The 15998-nt window shown below is 71.6% G+C and carries 13 protein-coding genes and 1 pseudogene; 9 read left to right on the top strand and 5 right to left on the bottom strand.

Annotated elements, in window-relative coordinates; all coding sequences use genetic code 11:
* Positions 1 to 231: 231 nt before the first annotated feature.
* Complete coding sequence (locus ACIRR9_RS28225) at positions 232 to 867, bottom strand: MBL fold metallo-hydrolase (protein ID WP_403757226.1); 636 nt, start codon at positions 865 to 867, stop codon at positions 232 to 234.
* Entirely contained in the window at positions 864 to 1949 is a 1086-nt protein-coding gene (locus ACIRR9_RS28230) for an S-(hydroxymethyl)mycothiol dehydrogenase (protein ID WP_403757229.1), read from the bottom strand. Before ACIRR9_RS28230 ends, ACIRR9_RS28225 begins: the two co-directional genes overlap by 4 nt.
* Before the next feature lie 214 nt (positions 1950 to 2163).
* Between ACIRR9_RS28230 and ACIRR9_RS28235 the strand changes: the two genes are divergently transcribed.
* The gene (locus tag ACIRR9_RS28235) at positions 2164 to 4575 is read left to right on the top strand and encodes a SpoIIE family protein phosphatase (RefSeq protein ID WP_403757232.1); all 2412 of its coding nucleotides are present in this window, start codon (positions 2164 to 2166) and stop codon (positions 4573 to 4575) included.
* Positions 4576 to 4602: 27 nt separating this feature from the next.
* On the opposite strand, the gene ACIRR9_RS28240 is transcribed toward ACIRR9_RS28235, so the two are convergent.
* Positions 4603 to 4770, bottom strand: a complete 168-nt coding sequence (locus tag ACIRR9_RS28240; RefSeq protein WP_365339023.1) for a hypothetical protein — start codon at positions 4768 to 4770, stop codon at positions 4603 to 4605.
* A gap of 171 nt (positions 4771 to 4941) precedes the next feature.
* On the opposite strand from ACIRR9_RS28240, the gene ACIRR9_RS28245 reads away from it, so the two are divergent.
* From ACIRR9_RS28245 to ACIRR9_RS28270, 6 genes and pseudogenes are all read left to right on the top strand, one after another.
* On the top strand, positions 4942 to 6315 hold the full coding sequence (locus ACIRR9_RS28245; protein WP_403757235.1) for a cryptochrome/photolyase family protein: 1374 nt from the start codon (positions 4942 to 4944) through the stop codon (positions 6313 to 6315).
* A 121-nt stretch (positions 6316 to 6436) separates the two neighbouring features.
* A complete protein-coding gene (locus tag ACIRR9_RS28250) occupies positions 6437 to 6877 on the top strand; it encodes an SPW repeat protein (RefSeq protein ID WP_403757238.1) in 441 nt (146 codons plus the stop codon).
* A 121-nt stretch (positions 6878 to 6998) separates the two neighbouring features.
* Positions 6999 to 7457 (top strand): annotated as a pseudogene (locus ACIRR9_RS28255) (SRPBCC family protein); the annotation flags it as partial.
* Positions 7458 to 7473: 16 nt separating this feature from the next.
* Complete coding sequence (locus tag ACIRR9_RS28260) at positions 7474 to 8289, top strand: hypothetical protein (protein ID WP_403757497.1); 816 nt, start codon at positions 7474 to 7476, stop codon at positions 8287 to 8289.
* A complete protein-coding gene (locus ACIRR9_RS28265; RefSeq protein ID WP_403757240.1) occupies positions 8211 to 8894 on the top strand; it encodes a hypothetical protein in 684 nt (227 codons plus the stop codon). The genes ACIRR9_RS28260 and ACIRR9_RS28265 overlap by 79 nt, the downstream gene beginning before the upstream one ends.
* Entirely contained in the window at positions 8891 to 9664 is a 774-nt protein-coding gene (locus ACIRR9_RS28270) for an ABC transporter permease (protein ID WP_403757243.1), read from the top strand. Before ACIRR9_RS28265 ends, ACIRR9_RS28270 begins: the two co-directional genes overlap by 4 nt.
* Before the next feature lie 31 nt (positions 9665 to 9695).
* Here ACIRR9_RS28270 and ACIRR9_RS28275 read toward each other — a convergent pair whose 3' ends face one another.
* Positions 9696 to 10208: a GNAT family N-acetyltransferase gene (locus ACIRR9_RS28275; RefSeq protein ID WP_403757246.1), complete on the bottom strand. Its 513-nt coding sequence runs from the start codon at positions 10206 to 10208 to the stop codon at positions 9696 to 9698.
* A gap of 62 nt (positions 10209 to 10270) precedes the next feature.
* Positions 10271 to 11665 (bottom strand): APC family permease, encoded by a 1395-nt coding sequence (locus tag ACIRR9_RS28280; protein ID WP_403757489.1) that lies wholly within the window; start codon positions 11663 to 11665, stop codon positions 10271 to 10273.
* 286 nt (positions 11666 to 11951) lie between these two features.
* On the opposite strand from ACIRR9_RS28280, the gene ACIRR9_RS28285 reads away from it, so the two are divergent.
* The gene (locus ACIRR9_RS28285; RefSeq protein WP_403757249.1) at positions 11952 to 13139 is read left to right on the top strand and encodes an ROK family protein; all 1188 of its coding nucleotides are present in this window, start codon (positions 11952 to 11954) and stop codon (positions 13137 to 13139) included.
* A 112-nt stretch (positions 13140 to 13251) separates the two neighbouring features.
* On the top strand, positions 13252 to 15966 hold the full coding sequence (locus ACIRR9_RS28290) for a glycosyl hydrolase 2 galactose-binding domain-containing protein (RefSeq protein ID WP_403757252.1): 2715 nt from the start codon (positions 13252 to 13254) through the stop codon (positions 15964 to 15966).
* Positions 15967 to 15998: the final 32 nt, after the last annotated feature.

The raw sequence follows: 15998 nt of genomic DNA on the forward strand, positions 1-15998 counted from the left end.
GTGCGTATAGCGAAACGGATTGCGATTAGCGCAACGTCAGTTTGGGGGCCGCTCCGAAGCGTTGTCAAGGAGTTCACCCGCCGGTTTACGCGGGCCGCGACGGGGGTCGTCCGGGCACGCCGAACTGCCCACTACAGCGCCGGTGAACAGGGGAAACGACCTCTCTTCGGATGCCGCGACGGCCCTGCCCCGGTGGTGTCACCGGGGCAGGGCCGCTGCGTCGCGGGGCGGTCAGAAACCGCGGTCGAGCCACTCCTGGAGATGCGGCGCCTCGGCGCCGACGGTGGTGGTGTCCCCGTGTCCGGTGTGTACGACGGTGTCCTCCGGGAGTGTGAGGAGGCGTTCCCGGATCGACTCGACGATGGTGGGGAAGTCGCTGTACGAGCGTCCCGTCGCCCCCGGCCCGCCGGCGAACAGCGTGTCGCCGCTGAAGAGCGCGGAGAGGTGCGGGGCGTGGAGGCAGACGGCTCCGGGGGCATGGCCCGGGGTGTGCAGCACGGTCAGCTCGGTGCCCGCCACCTCGATGCGCTGCCCGTCGGCCAGTTCGGCGTCGGGCAGTCGGTCGGGGTGGGTCTGCTTCCACAGCGGCAGGTCGTCGGGGTGCAGCAGGATCGGGGCGCCGGTGCGGGCGGCGAGATCGGGCGCGGCGTCGATGTGGTCGTTGTGCGCGTGGGTGCACACGATCGCGCGCAGCCGACGTCCACCGAGGGCCGCGAGGATCGCGTCGGCGTCATGGGCGGCGTCGATGACGACGGCTTCGTGGTCGTCGCCCACGATCCACACGTTGTTGTCGACGTCCCAGGTGCCGCCGTCCAGCGAGAACGTCCCCGAGGTGACGAGGTGTTCGATGCGGGCGCCACCCGTCACAGGATCACCACCGAGCGCAGGACGTCTCCGTGGTGCATGCGCTCGAAGGCCTTCTCGACCTCGTCCAGGGCGATGGTCTCGGTGACGAAGGCGTCCAGGTCGAGGCGGCCCTGGAGATGGAGGTCGATGAGCATCGGGAAGTCGCGGGAGGGCAGACAGTCGCCGTACCAGGAGGACTTGAGCGCCCCGCCCCGGCCGAAGACGTCCAGGAGCGGCAGCTCCAGCTTCATCTCGGGGGTCGGCACGCCGACCAGGACGACCGTGCCGGCGAGATCCCGGGCGTAGAAGGCCTGCTTGTAGGTCTCCGGGCGGCCCACGGCCTCGATGACGACGTCGGCGCCGAAGCCGCCGGTGAGTTCGCGCACCGCGTCGACCGCGTCGGTCTCCTTGGAGTTGACCGTGTGCGTCGCGCCGAGCTTGCGCGCCGTCTCCAGCTTGCGGTCGTCGATGTCCACCGCGACGATCTTCGCCGCGCCGGCCAGGTTCGAGCCGAGGATCGCCGCGGCGCCCACGCCTCCGCAGCCGATGACGGCGACACTGTCCCCGCGCCCCACGTTGCCGGTGTTGATGGCGGCGCCCAGGCCGGCCATCACCCCGCAGCCCAGCAGTCCGGCGGCGGCCGCCGACGCGGCCCGGTCGACCTTGGTGCACTGCCCGGCGGCGACCAGCGTCTTCTCCGCGAAGGCGCCGATACCGAGAGCCGGGGAGAGTTCCGTGCCGTCGGCCAGGGTCATCTTCTGCTTGGCGTTGTGGGTGTTGAAGCAGTACCACGGCCGTCCGCGCAGACAGGCCCGGCAGTTCCCGCACACGGCACGCCAGTTGAGGATCACGAAGTCACCGGGTGCCACGTCGGTGACTCCGTCGCCGACCGCCTCGACCACTCCCGCGGCCTCATGCCCCAGCAGGAAGGGGAAGTCGTCGCTGATCCCGCCCTCGCGGTAGTGAAGGTCGGTGTGGCAGACCCCGCAGGCCTCTATCTTGACCACTGCCTCGCCCGGCCCGGGATCGGGCACGACGATCGTTTCCAGACTGACGGGGGCGCCCTTGCTCCGCGCGACGACAGCACGGACCTGCTGAGACATGGCCACTCCTCGGCTGACAGAGGTGGCGAGATGTTGCCCAATATGACACGCATCTCGTGTAACGCAACACAGCATCGCGGAGGCCGAAGCGCCGGTCAAGAATCTGTCGCATCACCGATCCGCTTGTGGTCGCACTGACGTAGGTATCATTTATTACGCAAATATCACATAGCTCCCACATCCCTAGTCCGGCACGGATGTGCTCGAGGTGAGGATGCGCGACATCACCTTCCGCGGCGGCGGTGAGCTCCCGGATCCCGGGGGCGAGGCGGAGGCGCTGCTGGACGCCCACGCCCGAGTGGTCGCCTGGGGGCCGGGAGCCCAGCGGCTGCTCGGCCACCCGGCGCGGGAGGTCCTCGGCCGTCGCGCGGACGAACTGCTGCACGGCTCCGCCGACACGGCGGATCTCCTGCGGCGCTGGGAAGAAGGCACGCGTCAGGCATCACTGCTGCTGCGACGGCGTGCCGGGGAACCCCTGGAGGCCGAGGTCTGGGCGCGCCCCCTCACCTCGGAGCGCGGTGAACGCCAGTGGCTCGTGCAGGCGTCCGCCGCACGGACGTACCACACCTACGCATTCGGGCGTGCCCTGTTGCAGGCGCTGTTCACCGACACCCCCTTCCACATCGACCTCTTCGACACGCGGATGCGGTTCATCGCCCAGAACCTCACGGAGCGCCGCGCCGGGGTGTTCCGGGGGACCGGATACGCCGGGCACACGATGCGCGAGATGGCGCCGCCCGGACTGCTGGACCTCGACGCCCTGGAGGCACGGCAGCGGCGGGTGCTGGAGACGGGCCGGGCCCTGATCAACACCGAGGTCGACGGGCACCCCGTACCCGGTTCGCCGGATGAGTACGTGTGGTCGGAGTCCATCCTGCCCCTCAGGGACCCGTCCGGGACGCTGATCGCCCTGGCCCATGTGGTCTCCGACGTGACCCAGCAGGTGCGCTCGCGCGAGCGGCTGGTCCTGGCGAACCAGGCCGGCGCCCGCATCGGCACCACCCTGGACCTCTGGCAGACGGCCCGTGAGCTGGCCGAGGTCGCGGTGCCGGGCTTCGCCGACAGCTGCCGGGTCGACCTGCTGGACTCGGTCTTCTCCGACGACGAGCCGACCGAGGACGCACAGCCGCGGACCCCGCTGCTGCGCCGGGCGGCGTCCAGCGGGCCGGCCGCCGACCCGGGTCCGGGCGGAGCCGGGACGGTGCGGGTCGGCGACCTCGACACGGCGGCGACGGCGCCCGGCTCGCCGTTCCTCGACGCCCTGGAGAAGGGCGAGTCCGTCCTCCTCACGGACGAGGGGGTGCGTGCCTGTCCGGACGCCCTGCGCGACGGCGGGCCGGACGTCCACTCCTGGCTTCTCGTCCCCATGCTCGCCCGGGGTGCCGTGCTCGGCACCGCCGTCTTCATGCGCTCCCGCTCTCCCCGCCGGTTCGAGCCCGACGACGTGCTGCTGGCCGAGCAGATCGTGAACCGCACGGCGGCGTGCGTCGACAACGCCAGCCGGTACCACCGGGAGCGGACGACGGCACGGACCCTGCGGCGCAGCCTGCTCCCCCAGCGACTGCCGTCGCCCTCGGCGGTTCGGACGGCGTCCAGCTATCAGCCGGCCAGCGAGCACACCGGGCTGGGCGGGGACTGGTTCGACGTGATCCCGCTGTCCGGTACCCGGGTGGCGCTGGTGGTGGGCGACGTGGTCGGACACGGTCTGCAGTCGGCCGTGGTCATGGGCCGGCTGCGCGGCGCCGTACGCACCCTCGCGGATCTCGATCTCTCCCCCGGCGAGCTCCTGACCCACCTGGACGACCAGATGAACCGCGCCCTCGACGAGCGCGCCGACGAAGTGTCCCTGGTGACGGGAGCGACCTGTCTGTACGCGGTGTACGACCCGGTGTCGCGCCGCTGCCGGCTGGCCCGCGCCGGTCATCCGCCCCCGGCGGTGGTGTCGGCGGACGGCGGTGTCGACTTCGTCGACCTGGCCGGCGGTCCGCCCCTCGGCCTGGGCGGTGTCATGTTCGAGGAGCGCGAGATCGCCCTGGACGACGGGGATCTGCTGGTCCTCTACACCGACGGACTGCTGGAGTCACGCGCGCAGGACGTCGACACCGGGCTGCGCCGGCTGCGCGGCGCCCTCTCCCGCACCCCCGCGTCGGCCGCCCCGCAGGAGGTGTGCGACATGCTGGTCCGCGAGCTGCTGCCGCCGGGGCGCCAGGACGACGTGGCCGTGCTGGTGGCCCGGGTGAGCGGCCTGGCCCCGGACTCGTATGTGACCTGGGAGATCGAGGCGCAGGAGCGGATGGTCGGCCGGGCGCGGGAGCTGACGGCACGGCAGCTGGCGTCGTGGGGGCTGGCGGAGGAGTCCTTCACCACCGAGCTGATCGTCAGCGAGCTGGTGACGAACGCGCTGCGCTACGGCGGCGAGCCGATCACCCTGCGCCTGATCCGGGACCGGAACCTGATCTGCGAGGTGTCGGACGGCAGCAGCACCTCCCCGCACGTGCGGCGCGCCCAGGACACGGACGAGGGCGGACGCGGCCTCTACCTCATCACCCAGCTCGCCCAGAACTGGGGGACGCGGTACGGCGAACGGGGCAAGACCATCTGGGCCGAGCAGCCGCTGTCCGGCTGACGCGCGCACGGCCGGGCCGACGAGGGGTCAGTCGTCGTCCGGGCCGGGGACCACGACCAGGAAGGCGTCCGTGTTCAGGTCCATCACCACGGTCGCCGACTCGCCCTCGGCACGGCGCTTCGCCGCGTACTCCTCGGCAGGCCAGGACCCCCGGGGAGCCCCGGCGGGAAATCGCTCCAGCACCCTCGCGCCCATAGTGGCCCGTCACCTCCCGGATCGGTGTCCGTCGTATCCTGCGGCTGCCCCGCATCGACGCGGACATGCCCGAAACGCGGGAAGAGCGCCGGTGGCCGGTCCGTGGCACGGACCCGGCGGAGTGGGAGCGTGGGGGGTCGTACCCCGCCGTACCGCTCCCGGAGTCACATCATGAACGCCTCGGTCGTCCTGTTCACCGCCGATCTGCGCCTGCACGACCATCCGCCGCTGCGGGCGGCCCTCGACGGCGCGCGCGAGATCGTGCCGCTGTTCGTACGGGACCGTGCGGTGGACCGGGCCGGATTCGCCGTGCCGAACCGGCTGGCGTTCCTCGCCGACTGTCTGCGCGACCTGGACGCGGGGCTGCGCGAGCGCGGCGGCCGGCTGGTGATCCGCTCGGGCGACCTGGTGGAGGAGGTGTGCAAGGTGGCCGCCGAGGCGGACGCCGGTGCCGTGCATCTGGCGGCGGATGTCAGCGGGCTTGCGCAGCGCCGGGAGGAGCGGCTGCGGCGGGCCCTGGAGGCGGACGGCCGGCGGCTGCAGGTGCACGACGCGGTGACCGCGGCGGTCCCGGCGGGTGCGGTGACGCCTGCCGCGTCGGACCACTACGCGGTGTTCACGCCGTACTTCCGGCAGTGGTCGCGGCAGCCGCTGCGGGATGCGGTGGCCGCGCCACGCACGGTACGGGTCCCGGACGGCGTCGGATCCGAGCCGCTGCCCGGCCGCGACCGGCTGTCCGGGGTCTCGCGGGGCCTGGCCGCCGGGGGCGAGACGGAGGGCCGCAGGCGGCTCGCGGCCTGGCTGCGGACGGGCATCGCCTCGTACGAGGAGCGTCACGACGATCTGGCCGGGGACGCGACGTCCCGGCTCTCGCCGCATCTGCACTTCGGCACGCTCTCCCCGATCGAGCTGGCGCACAGGGCCCGGCGGGCGGGCGGCCCGGGTGCCGAGGCGTTCGTACGGCAGCTCGCCTGGCGGGACTTCCACCGGCAGGTGCTCGCCGCACGGCCGGCGGCGGCCACGGCCGACTACCGTACGAAGCACGACCGTTGGCGCACCGAGCAGACCGCCGCCGAGGACATCGAGGCGTGGTGCACGGGCCGTACCGGCTATCCGGTCGTCGACGCGGCGATGCGCCAGCTGCTCCACGAGGGCTGGATGCACAACCGCGGCCGGCTGCTGACGGCGAGCTTCCTGGCCAAGACGCTGTACGTCGACTGGCGGGTGGGCGCCCGGCACTTCCTGGAGCAGCTGGTCGACGGGGACGTGGCCAACAACCAGCTGAACTGGCAGTGGGTGGCGGGCACCGGCACGGACACCCGCCCCAACCGCGTCCTCAATCCGCTCGTCCAGGCGAAGCGGTACGACCCCGACGGTACGTATGTGCGGCGCTGGGTACCCGAGCTGGAGCGGCTGGCGGGCTCGGCGGTCCATGAGCCGTGGAAGGCGCCCGCCCCGGAGCGGGCGGAGCTCGGATACCCGGAGCCGATCATCGACCTGGCGGACGGTCTGGACCGCTTCCGACGGGCTCGGGAACGCGGCTGAGCACACCTGCGAGCCACGCACAGAGCTACACATAAAGAGGAAATAAGAGCAGAATGATAGTAAGCGGCGCATACCGCACGCTTCAGACGCGGTCAGGCCTGCAAGTCAAAGGAGACGAGTCATGGCCAACGTCTCGCACGGCAGAAGTGACATAACAAGCCACCCTGATGTGACCGAAATGCGGGAACGCTACGCCCGCATGCTCGGCGGTCGCGATGTGGCACTCGTGGACGGACCGGTGTTCCTGCTCGGTCTGTACTGCGCGGCGTCCCCGTGGATCGTCCACTACGCGGCGAGCCAGCCCGCGCTCACGACCCACAACCTGATCATGGGCATAGCGATCGGCCTGCTGGCACTCGGGTTCAGCAGGGCCCCGGAGCGCATGTACGGCCTGAGCTGGGCCATGTGCGCCATGGGTGTCTGGCTGATCATCGCGCCCTGGATCGTCGGCAGCAGCCCGGACAAGGGCGTCATCATCAACAACATCGTCATCGGCGCCATCGCCCTCTGCCTCGGGCTGCTGTGCGCCGTCACGACGGCCAGGCGAACGCCCATGACGTAGGCACATCGAGCGCCCCCTTGAAGGGAGGACGCGGGGCCGGTCCGGTGACGACGGACCGGCCCCGCCGCACGGTCAGCGGCCGGGCACCAGCCAGGGCTCCTGCGGGAGCGGGCTGCCGGTCGTGCCGCTCCACGAGGTCCAGGAGCGGTGGATCGACAAGTTCGAGCGCCCGCGCCTGCGCGCGCTCGGCGACCTGAAGCGACGAGCCGAGGAAGCCATGGCCGACCAGCCCAGCTATGTCTACGTCACCTATATCGCCGGCACCCCGGAGAAGGTCTGGGACGCTCTCACGGACGCCGACCTGACCGCCGCCTACTGGGGCCACGCCAATGTCTCCGACTGGCGGCCCGGCTCCCGCTGGGAGCACCGGCGCACCGACGGCTCCGGCATCGCCGACGTGGTCGGCACCGTCGTCGAGAGCGAGCGCCCGACCCGCCTGGTCACCACCTGGGCCGCGCCCGAGAACGAGGGCGACCGGCAAAAGCACTCCCGGGTCACCTTCGACATCCGGCCGCACGCCGACATCGTCAAGCTCACCGTCACCCACGAGGACCTCAACGACGAGGGCGAACTGCGCGAGGACCGTCCGCGGCTGGGTGATCGGCACGGTGGTCGCGGCGCTGTTGCCGGTGCTGGTGGCCGTGCTGACCGGGGTCAGCAGCGATCAGAGAGGATCGCAGACCGTTCCGGTCGGACCGGGCGGCGAGCCGGTCACCGACAGCTTCTACTTCGTGCACCGGCCGCTGACGGGAGACGGCGGTATCACCGTCTCCGTCTCCGCGCTCAGCAGCAGCATCCCGAGCGGACCGGCGGACCTGGAACCCGGCACCGTGCCGTGGGCGAAGGCCGGGCTCGTCATCAGGCAGAGCACCCGTCAGGGATCGCCCTATGCGGCGATCATGGTGACCAGCGGCCACGGCGTACGGATGCAGCACGACTACGTCGACGACACGGCCGGTCCTCCCGGCCCCGCCTCCGCCGCGACCGTCCGCCGGCTGCGGCTGGACCGCTCGGGAGACGCGATCACCGGCTACGCCTCCGCCGACGGCACGCACTGGACCAAGGTGGGCACCGTGCACATGAGCGGGCTCGGACCGACCGTGCAAGGCGGGCTGTTCGTCGCGTCCCCGCCCGCCGTGGACGGCAGGGGCACCCGCGGCAGTGTGTCCACGGCCGTCTTCGGGGATCTCCGGGTCCGGGGGAACTGGGCCGGTGGTGACTGGGCCGGCACCCAGGTGGGGCCCGAATCCCCCGCCTTCGCCGGGTACCCGCGCAACACATCGGGTTCGTTCACGGGATCCGCCGGCCGTCTCACGGTGACCGGCGCCGCGACATGGCACCCGCCGTTCGCGAGACCCTGCCCACCGGTGGCACCCTCGGCGACCTCCTCACCGGCACGTTCGCCGCGCTGATCGTGGTGGTCGTCGTCGGGGCGCTGTTCATCGCCACGGGATACCGGGAGAACCTGATCCGGGTGACGCTCGCCGCCGCCCCCGCACGGAGCCGGGTGCTGCTGGCCAAGGCGGCGGTGCTGGGGGGCGTCACCTTCGTCGCCGGGCTGGCGGGAGCGGCCGTCGAGGTTCCGCTCGGCGAACGGCTCGCCCGGTCCCACGGCGGGTACGTCTTCCCGGTGACGACTTCGGCCGAACTGCGGGTGGAGTTCGGGGTGGCGGCGCTGCTCGCGGCCGCCTCGGTGCCGGCCCTCGCCGTCGGAACTCTCTTCCGGCACAGCGCCGGCGCGGTGACCACGGTGACCGTGGCCGTCGTACTGCCCTACGTCCTGATCGCCAACCCGTTCATGCCCGCGAGCGTGGCGAACTGGCTGGCCCGGGTGCCCCCGGTCGCGGCCTTCGCCGTACAGCAGACGCTCGTGCGGTATCACCAGGTCACGAGCAACTACACGCCGTACGACGGCTATTACCCGCTGGCCCCGTGGGCCGGGCTCGCCGTCCCGGCCGGCTACACGGTGGCGAGCCTGGCCGCGGCCGCCCTCCTTCTCCGGCGGAGGGACGCATGAGACAGGCCCTGCGTGCGGAATGGACGAAGACACGGACCGTCAGCGGCCCGCTGTGGCTGCTGCTCGGTACGGTCGCGGCGACCGTGGCCCTGAGCGCCTGCGCATGCTCGGTGGTGAGCTGCGGGTCCGCCGGCTGCGGTGACATGACCAGGCTCAGCCTCGTCGGCGTCCGACTGGGCCAGGCGCCGGTCGTCGTCCTGGCCGTACTGGTCGTCGCGGGTGAGTACGGCACGGGCATGATCCACACCACCCTGACGGCGATGCCGCGTCGCGCCACCGTCCTGGCGGCCAAGGCCGTCACGCTCACCGGGATCGTGGCCGCGGCCGGGACCGTCGCGGTTCTCGGCTCGCTGGCGGCCGGGCGGCTCCTCCTGCCCGGCCGTGCCTTCACGGCCGCCCCCGGCCACCCGCCCCTGTCCCCGACCGACGGCCCCACGCTCCGTGCGGCCGTCGGGTCGGTCCTCTACCTGACCCTGATCGCCCTGCTCAGCCTCGGCATCGACACCGTCGTACGTGACTCGGCGGCCGGTATCGGAATCGTCCTCGGCCTGCTCCACCCGGTCCCCGTCGTCTCCGCGACGATCGGTGATCCGCACTGGCAGCGCCTGCTCCAGCGGATCGGGCCGATGAGCGCCGGGCTGGCCGTCCAGGCCACCACCGACATCCACAGCCTGCCCATCGGCCCCTGGCCCGGCCTCGGCGTCACCGCCGGATGGGCCACCGCGGCACTCCTGACCGGCGGGCTGGCGCTGCGCCTGCGCGACGCCTAGCGCGCCCGGCCCTCACCTCGACGGCCGGTCCTCAGCCCGTCACCTCGAAGGAGATCCACACGTCCGGCGGCAGCTCCGGCCGGTCCGGCACCGGGCGGGGCTCCTCGGTCCAGGCGTCCCCGGCGACCTCCGCCGCGACGCGTCGCCAGAAGGCGACCGCGCCGGGGTTCTCGTACTGGAACGCGATCTCCCAGTGGCCCGGATGCCGAGCGAGGACCTCGCGGACCCCGCGCAGCCCGATGCCGGCCCGTCGGGCGCCGCGCACCACGAAGAAGCTGTTGAGCACCCGCACCGGCCCGGTCAGCCCGCGGACGAACGCGAGGCCGACCGGGCGCTCGCCGCTGACGAGCAGGTAGCAGGCCGAGTCCGGTGAGGAGAAGGCGTCCTGGACGCGCTCGTTACGGAAGGTCCCGTCGGGGTTCGGCAGGATGTCCCGGAACTCCGACAGGTCGTGACGGAACATGAGCCACAGCCGTTCGACGGCAGGGCGGTCCTCGGGGACGGCGGGGCGGACGGACACGTCCGACGCAGTGATCTCGGTCATGAAAAAAGCCTCGTCCAGCGGGAGTTGACCGCGCCGGACGAGGCGGACGTGTGCCGGTGAGCTTACCCCACAACAGCGCTCTCGGGTGTCAGATAGTCCTCCTCGATCTCCCGCTCCCCGAACGGCCACACCTTCTCCAGCCGCGCCCAGATGAAGAACGCCACGCAGCCGAGGGCGAGCCAGGCCAGGGACCACTCGATGGGATGGCGGCCCGGGGAGTTCTTGTCGGCGTAGCCGTAGATCACGCACCAGCCGGCGAAGGCCAGGATGCTCGGCACGGGGTAGAGCCACATCCGGTACGGCCGCTTCAGCTCCGACTGCCGGCGGCGCAGCACCGTGAGCGCCACGATCTGGGCCAGCGCCTGGACGATCACCATCACGGTGGTGAGGAGCTGGATGAGCGTGGCCAGGTCGGTGTGACGGCCGATCAGGAAGCCGACGGCGGTGATCACGCCCATGGTCGCGAGGCCCAGCATGGGGAAGCGGTGCTTGGGGTGGAGCTTCTCGTACGGCCGGAAGAAGACCCGGTCGCGGGCCGCGTCGTAGGGCACCCGGGAGCCGCCGAGCAGGCCGGTGAAGACCGAGGCGAAGGCCGTGATCAGGATCAGGACGGTGACCGTGTCGGCGGCCCCCTTGCCCCAGGTCTTCTCGAGGACCGCCGAGGCCACGGAAGTCGACGCGATGTCGGCCGGGTTCGTCATACGGTGCCAGTCGATGACACCGAGGGTGCCGATCTGGAGCAGCAGGTAGATCGCCATGATGCCGAGGATCGAGAAGAGGATGGACCGCGGCAGGACACGGCCGGGGTCCTTGATCTCGGCGCCCATGTAGGCGGTGGTGTTGTAGCCGAGGTAGTCGTAGATGCCGATGGTCAGGCCCGCGGCGAAGCCGAGCCAGAAGTGGTCGCTGGTCAGGTCGAAGGCGTGCGCCGGGTAGGTGAAGGCCAGGTGCGGGCTGAAGTCGCTCGCGGCGGCGACGATCACCAGCAGCACCGAGGCGATCATCACCGCCCACATCACGGCGGTGATCCGGGCGATGTGCTCGATACCGCGCCAGAGCAGGAGCACCACCAGGGCGATGACGCCGAGCCCGATCAGGTCGCCGGAGGTCTGGCCGAGGCCGGGGGCTAGGTAGCCCAGGTACTGCACGAAGCCGACCACACCGGTGGACATGATCAGCGGGATGAAGAGCATCGCCGTCCACACGAACAGGAACGGCATCAGGCGTCCGGTGCGGTACTGGAAGGCCTGGCGCAGATAGACGTAACTGCCGCCGGACCCGGGCATCGCGGCGCCGAGTTCGGCCCAGACCAGGCCGTCGCAGAGGGCGAGCACCGCGCCCGCGACGAACCCGATCACCGCCTGGGGGCCGCCGAACGCGGCGACCATCAGCGGGATGGTCACGAACGGGCCGATGCCGCACATCTGGCTCATGTTGATGGCGGTGGCCTGGAACAGGCCGACGCGCCGGACGAAGCCGCCTTCGGACGGCGGACTACCAGGACCGAGGGGACTACCGGGACTACCGGGACTACCGGGACTACCGGGACTACCAGGGCTACCGGACATGGCGGGGCTCCTGAGGCAGGGACGGGGCGAGGAGGACGAGACGGACGAGAAGGACGACAAGGACAAGGAGAACGAGGAGGAGCAGGCGTCGGCCGACAGGGCGGGATGGCCGATAAAGTTAAGGAGCCTTACTAGATGCGTCAAGTATGCGACAGGAATCGGTGAGAATGGTCCGATGGCCGCCAGCGATGTCGTAGAGCAGCAGGAACAGCCCTGGAGCCGGCAGCGCCTGCGCAGCACCAACGAGCGGCTGCTGCTGGACCGGCTGCGCGCGCTCGGCTCCGCGTCCCGGGCCCAACTGGCCCGCGAGACAGGGCTGTCGAAGCCGACCGTGTCGAGTGCGCTGGCGTCACTGGAGTCGGCGGGGCTGGTCCACGAGGTCGGCACCCACGCCCCGGAGCGCGGCCGCACGGCCGTGCTGTACGCGCCGGACCCGGCGGCTGGGTACGCACTCGGCATCGACGTCGGCCGCGGCTGGCTGCGGGTGGCGGTCGCCGACCTGGACGGCACCCTGGTCGCCCGCTCCGACGTGCGCAACCGGGCCCGCGGCTCGGGTGCCATGGCCGACCTGCTGGTCGGCACCGCACGGCAGGTCGTCGCCAACTCGGGGGTGGACCCGGCCGAGGTGGTGCACGGGGTGGTGGGCACGCCGGGGGTGTACGACGAGCGGCAGCGGCGGGTGCGGTACGCCATGCATCTGCCGGGCTGGGGCCGGGCGGGGCTGTTCGACCGGATGCGCGCGGAGCTGGGCGTTCCGCTGGAGGTGCACAACGACGCCAATCTCGCGGCGCTGGGCGAGTACACGTACGGCGTCGGTGCGGGCAGTCGGCTGTTCGCGTACATCATGATCGGCACCGGTCTGGGGATGGGGGTGGTCAGCGAGGGCCGGCTGTTCACCGGGGCTCACGGGCTCGCCGGGGAGATCGGCTTCCTGCCCTGGCCCGGACAGCAGCGCAAACCCGAGCGGCTGGAGGACGCCGTGTCGGGGGTGGCCGTGGTCGAGACGGCGCGGCGGCTCGGGATGACCGGGCAGCTCACCGCGAAGTCCGTGTTCGACGCGGCACGTCAGGGTGATCAGGCGGCTGTCGAGGCGGTACGCCTTGAGGGCGAGCGGATCGCGCACACGGTGGCGGCGGCCGCGGCCGTGCTCGATCCGGACCTGGTGGTGCTGGGCGGCGGGGTCGGCCACAGCGTCGACCTGCTGCTGCGCCCGGTACGGGATCACCTGCGCACTCTCACCCCGCTGCGCCCGAAGCTCGCGCCCAGCCGGCTGGGGGAGGACGCGGTGCTGCTCGGCGCGGTGGCCACGGCCCTGGGGACCGCCCGTGACCTGGTCTTCGAGCGCCGGTCGGCCGCCTCCTGAATCCGGCGCCGCCAACTCGCCCGGGCGCCACGGTGATTGACACGTCCCTCTCGGGACCCTAGCTTGAGCCAGGTTAGTAAAGTTTCCTAACTTTACGAGCCTGGAGACCATCGTGTTCCCTCGCCCCGCCCCCGGATACCGCCTCGGCGCGGCCGCCGTGACCCTCGGCCTGCTCGGTTCACTCAACACCAGCGCCTGGGCAGGTGCCCGCGACCCGGCCCACGGGCACGCCCGGATCACCCGTGTGCCGTCGGTCGCCGGGTCCGGGACCCCGCTGTCGGGCTTCGCGATCCAGTCGACGGCGAAGGTGGGCGACTCCGCGTCGGCGGTCTCCTCCCCCGGCTATCCGGCGAAGGGCTGGTATCCGGCCGGGTCCCGCTCCACGGTCCTGGCCGCGCTCCTCGCCGACGGGGTGTACGACGACCCGTTCGTCTCCACCAATCTGCAGAAGATCCCCAAGTCCCCCTTCCAGGTGCCGTGGTGGTACCGCAGCGACTTCACGGTGAAGGACACCGCGCAGCGCACCTACCTGGACTTCAGCGGGGTGATCTCGGCGGCCGACGTGTACGTCAACGGCCACCGGGTCGCGACGGCCGCGGACATCGCCGGCGGCTACACCCACCACGAACTGGACGTCACCTCACTGGTGAGGTCCGGGACGAACACGGTCGCCTTCCGCATCCAGCCGAACGATCCGAACAAGAACCTCACCATGGGCTGGCTCGACTGGCTGCAGCCGCCGCCCGACCAGAACATGGGCATCGTCCGTGACGTCCTGGTCCGGCGCGGCGGCCCGGTCGCGCTGCGCGACGCGCACGTGGTGACGAAGCTCGCGGTGCCGTCCCTGGCGACGGCCGACCTGGCGGTGAAGGCGCGGGTCCGCAACGACTCGGACACGCCGGTCGCCGCCGAGGTCTCCGGCACCGTCGCCGGGGTCACCCTCACCAGGTCGGTCGCGCTCGCCGCCCACCAGACCAAGACCGTCACCTTCACCCCCGCCGACACCCCCGGTCTGCACCTGACCTCCCCGAAGGTGTGGTGGCCCGCGGGTATGGGCGGCCAGCCCCTCTACGACCTCGACCTCACCGCGTCCGTCGCCGGCACGGCCTCGGACACCGCCCACGAGAGCTTCGGCGTCCGGGACGTCCGGGCCCCCCTGAACTCCGACGGCGCCCGCCAGTACTCGATCAACGGCCGCCGGCTGCTGATCAAGGGCGGCGGCTGGTCACCGGACGAGTTCCTGCGCTGGGACCGCACCTATGCCGAGGACCGCCTGAAGTACGCCCTCGACCTGGGCCTGAACGCCATCCGGCTGGAAGGCCACATCGAGCCCGACGAGTTCTTCGGCCTCGCCGACCGCCTCGGCGTCCTCACCCTGCCCGGCTGGGAGTGCTGCGACAAGTGGGAGGGGCAGACCAACCCCGGCGAGAGCGGCCAGAAGTGGACCGCCGCCGACTACCCGGTCGCCCAGGACTCGATGGCCGCCGAGGCCGCCCGGCTGCGTGACCACCCGAGCGTGGTCTCCTTCCTGATCGGCAGCGACGCCGCGCCCGACGCGAAGATCGAGAAGAACTATCTGGACGCCCTGGACGCCGCCGACTGGGCCGTCCCGGTGGTCCCCGCCGCCTCCGACAAGTCGGCTCCCCAGCTCGGCAGTTCGGGCATGAAGATGACCGGCCCCTACGACTGGGTCCCGCCGGGCTACTGGTACGCCAAGCGCGAGGGCGGCGCCACCGGCTTCAACTCCGAGACCAGCGCGGGCCCGGACATCCCCACCCTCGACACCCTGCGCCGGATGATGACCCCGGCCGAACTCGACACCCTCTGGAAGGACCCGGACGCCAAGCAGTACCACCGCTCGCCGTCCGCGACCTTCGGCACCCTGAAGATCTACGACGCCGCGCTCACCGGCCGCTACGGCGCCCCGACGGGCCTGACCGACTACGTCCGCAAGGCGCAGCTCGCCCAGTACGAGAACGTCCGCGCCCAGTACGAGGCGTACGGACGCAACCAGACCGACGCCTCGAAGCCGTCCACCGGGGTCGTCTACTGGATGTTCAACAGCGGCTGGACGTCCCTGCACTGGCAGCTGATGGACCGTTACCTCGACCAGGGCGGCGCCTACTTCGGCGCGAAGAAGGCCAACGAGCCCCTGCACATCCAGTACTCCTACGACAACCGCGCGGTCGAGGTGGTCGGCAACCGGCCCGCCCCGGCGTCCGGGCTCACCGCACGGGCGACCCTGTTCAACCCGGACGGCACCCAGCTGTACGACAGGAGCGTCTCGGGCCTCTCCGTCACCGGCGGCGGAGCGCACACCACCGCTCTCACGCTGCCGGCGTCGGTGAGCGGGCTGTCGTCGACGTATCTGGCGCGACTGGTCCTGACCGACGCGGACGGCAGGGAGGTGAGCCGCAACGTCTACTGGCTCTCCACCAGGCCCGACACCCTGGACTGGGCGAAGAGCGACTGGTACCACACACCGACGACGGGCTTCGCGGACCTGACGGGGCTGTCGTCGATGGCCGAGGTCCCGGTCACGGCGACGGCCTCGACGACGGACTCGGACGGCACGTCCACGACCACGGTCACGATCCGCAACACGGGCACGGGCAGGACCCCGTCCCTGCTGACGGACGTCCATCTCGTCGACGCGCAGGGCAGGCCAGTGCTGCCGGTGCGCTGGTCGGACAACGAGGTCAGTCTGTGGCCGGGCGAGTCCGCGACCCTGACGGCCACCTACCGCACCGCCGACCTGCACGGCTCCGCACCCCGGGTGCGGGTCTCCGGCTGGAACGCGCGGGAGCGGACGTACGCGGCCCGATGAGCGGACGGGCCCGGCCGAGAGATCCGGCCGGG

This window comes from Streptomyces sp. NPDC101234, assembly GCF_044767525.1.
GTDB classification, from domain to species: Bacteria; Actinomycetota; Actinomycetes; order Streptomycetales; family Streptomycetaceae; genus Streptomyces; species Streptomyces sasae.

Bases quoted from the DNA above. Each gene is read 5' to 3' on its own strand.
- ACIRR9_RS28230 (WP_403757229.1), bottom strand. From the start codon at position 1,949: ATGTCTCAGCAGGTCCGTGCTGTCGTCGCGCGGAGCAAGGGCGCCCCC.
- ACIRR9_RS28235 (WP_403757232.1), top strand. From the start codon at position 2,164: ATGCGCGACATCACCTTCCGCGGCGGCGGTGAGCTCCCGGATCCCGGG.
- ACIRR9_RS28240 (WP_365339023.1), bottom strand. From the start codon at position 4,770: ATGGGCGCGAGGGTGCTGGAGCGATTTCCCGCCGGGGCTCCCCGGGGG.
- ACIRR9_RS28245 (WP_403757235.1), top strand. From the start codon at position 4,942: ATGAACGCCTCGGTCGTCCTGTTCACCGCCGATCTGCGCCTGCACGAC.
- ACIRR9_RS28250 (WP_403757238.1), top strand. From the start codon at position 6,437: ATGGCCAACGTCTCGCACGGCAGAAGTGACATAACAAGCCACCCTGAT.
- ACIRR9_RS28265 (WP_403757240.1), top strand. From the start codon at position 8,211: ATGGCACCCGCCGTTCGCGAGACCCTGCCCACCGGTGGCACCCTCGGC.
- ACIRR9_RS28270 (WP_403757243.1), top strand. From the start codon at position 8,891: ATGAGACAGGCCCTGCGTGCGGAATGGACGAAGACACGGACCGTCAGC.
- ACIRR9_RS28275 (WP_403757246.1), bottom strand. From the start codon at position 10,208: ATGACCGAGATCACTGCGTCGGACGTGTCCGTCCGCCCCGCCGTCCCC.
- ACIRR9_RS28285 (WP_403757249.1), top strand. From the start codon at position 11,952: ATGGCCGCCAGCGATGTCGTAGAGCAGCAGGAACAGCCCTGGAGCCGG.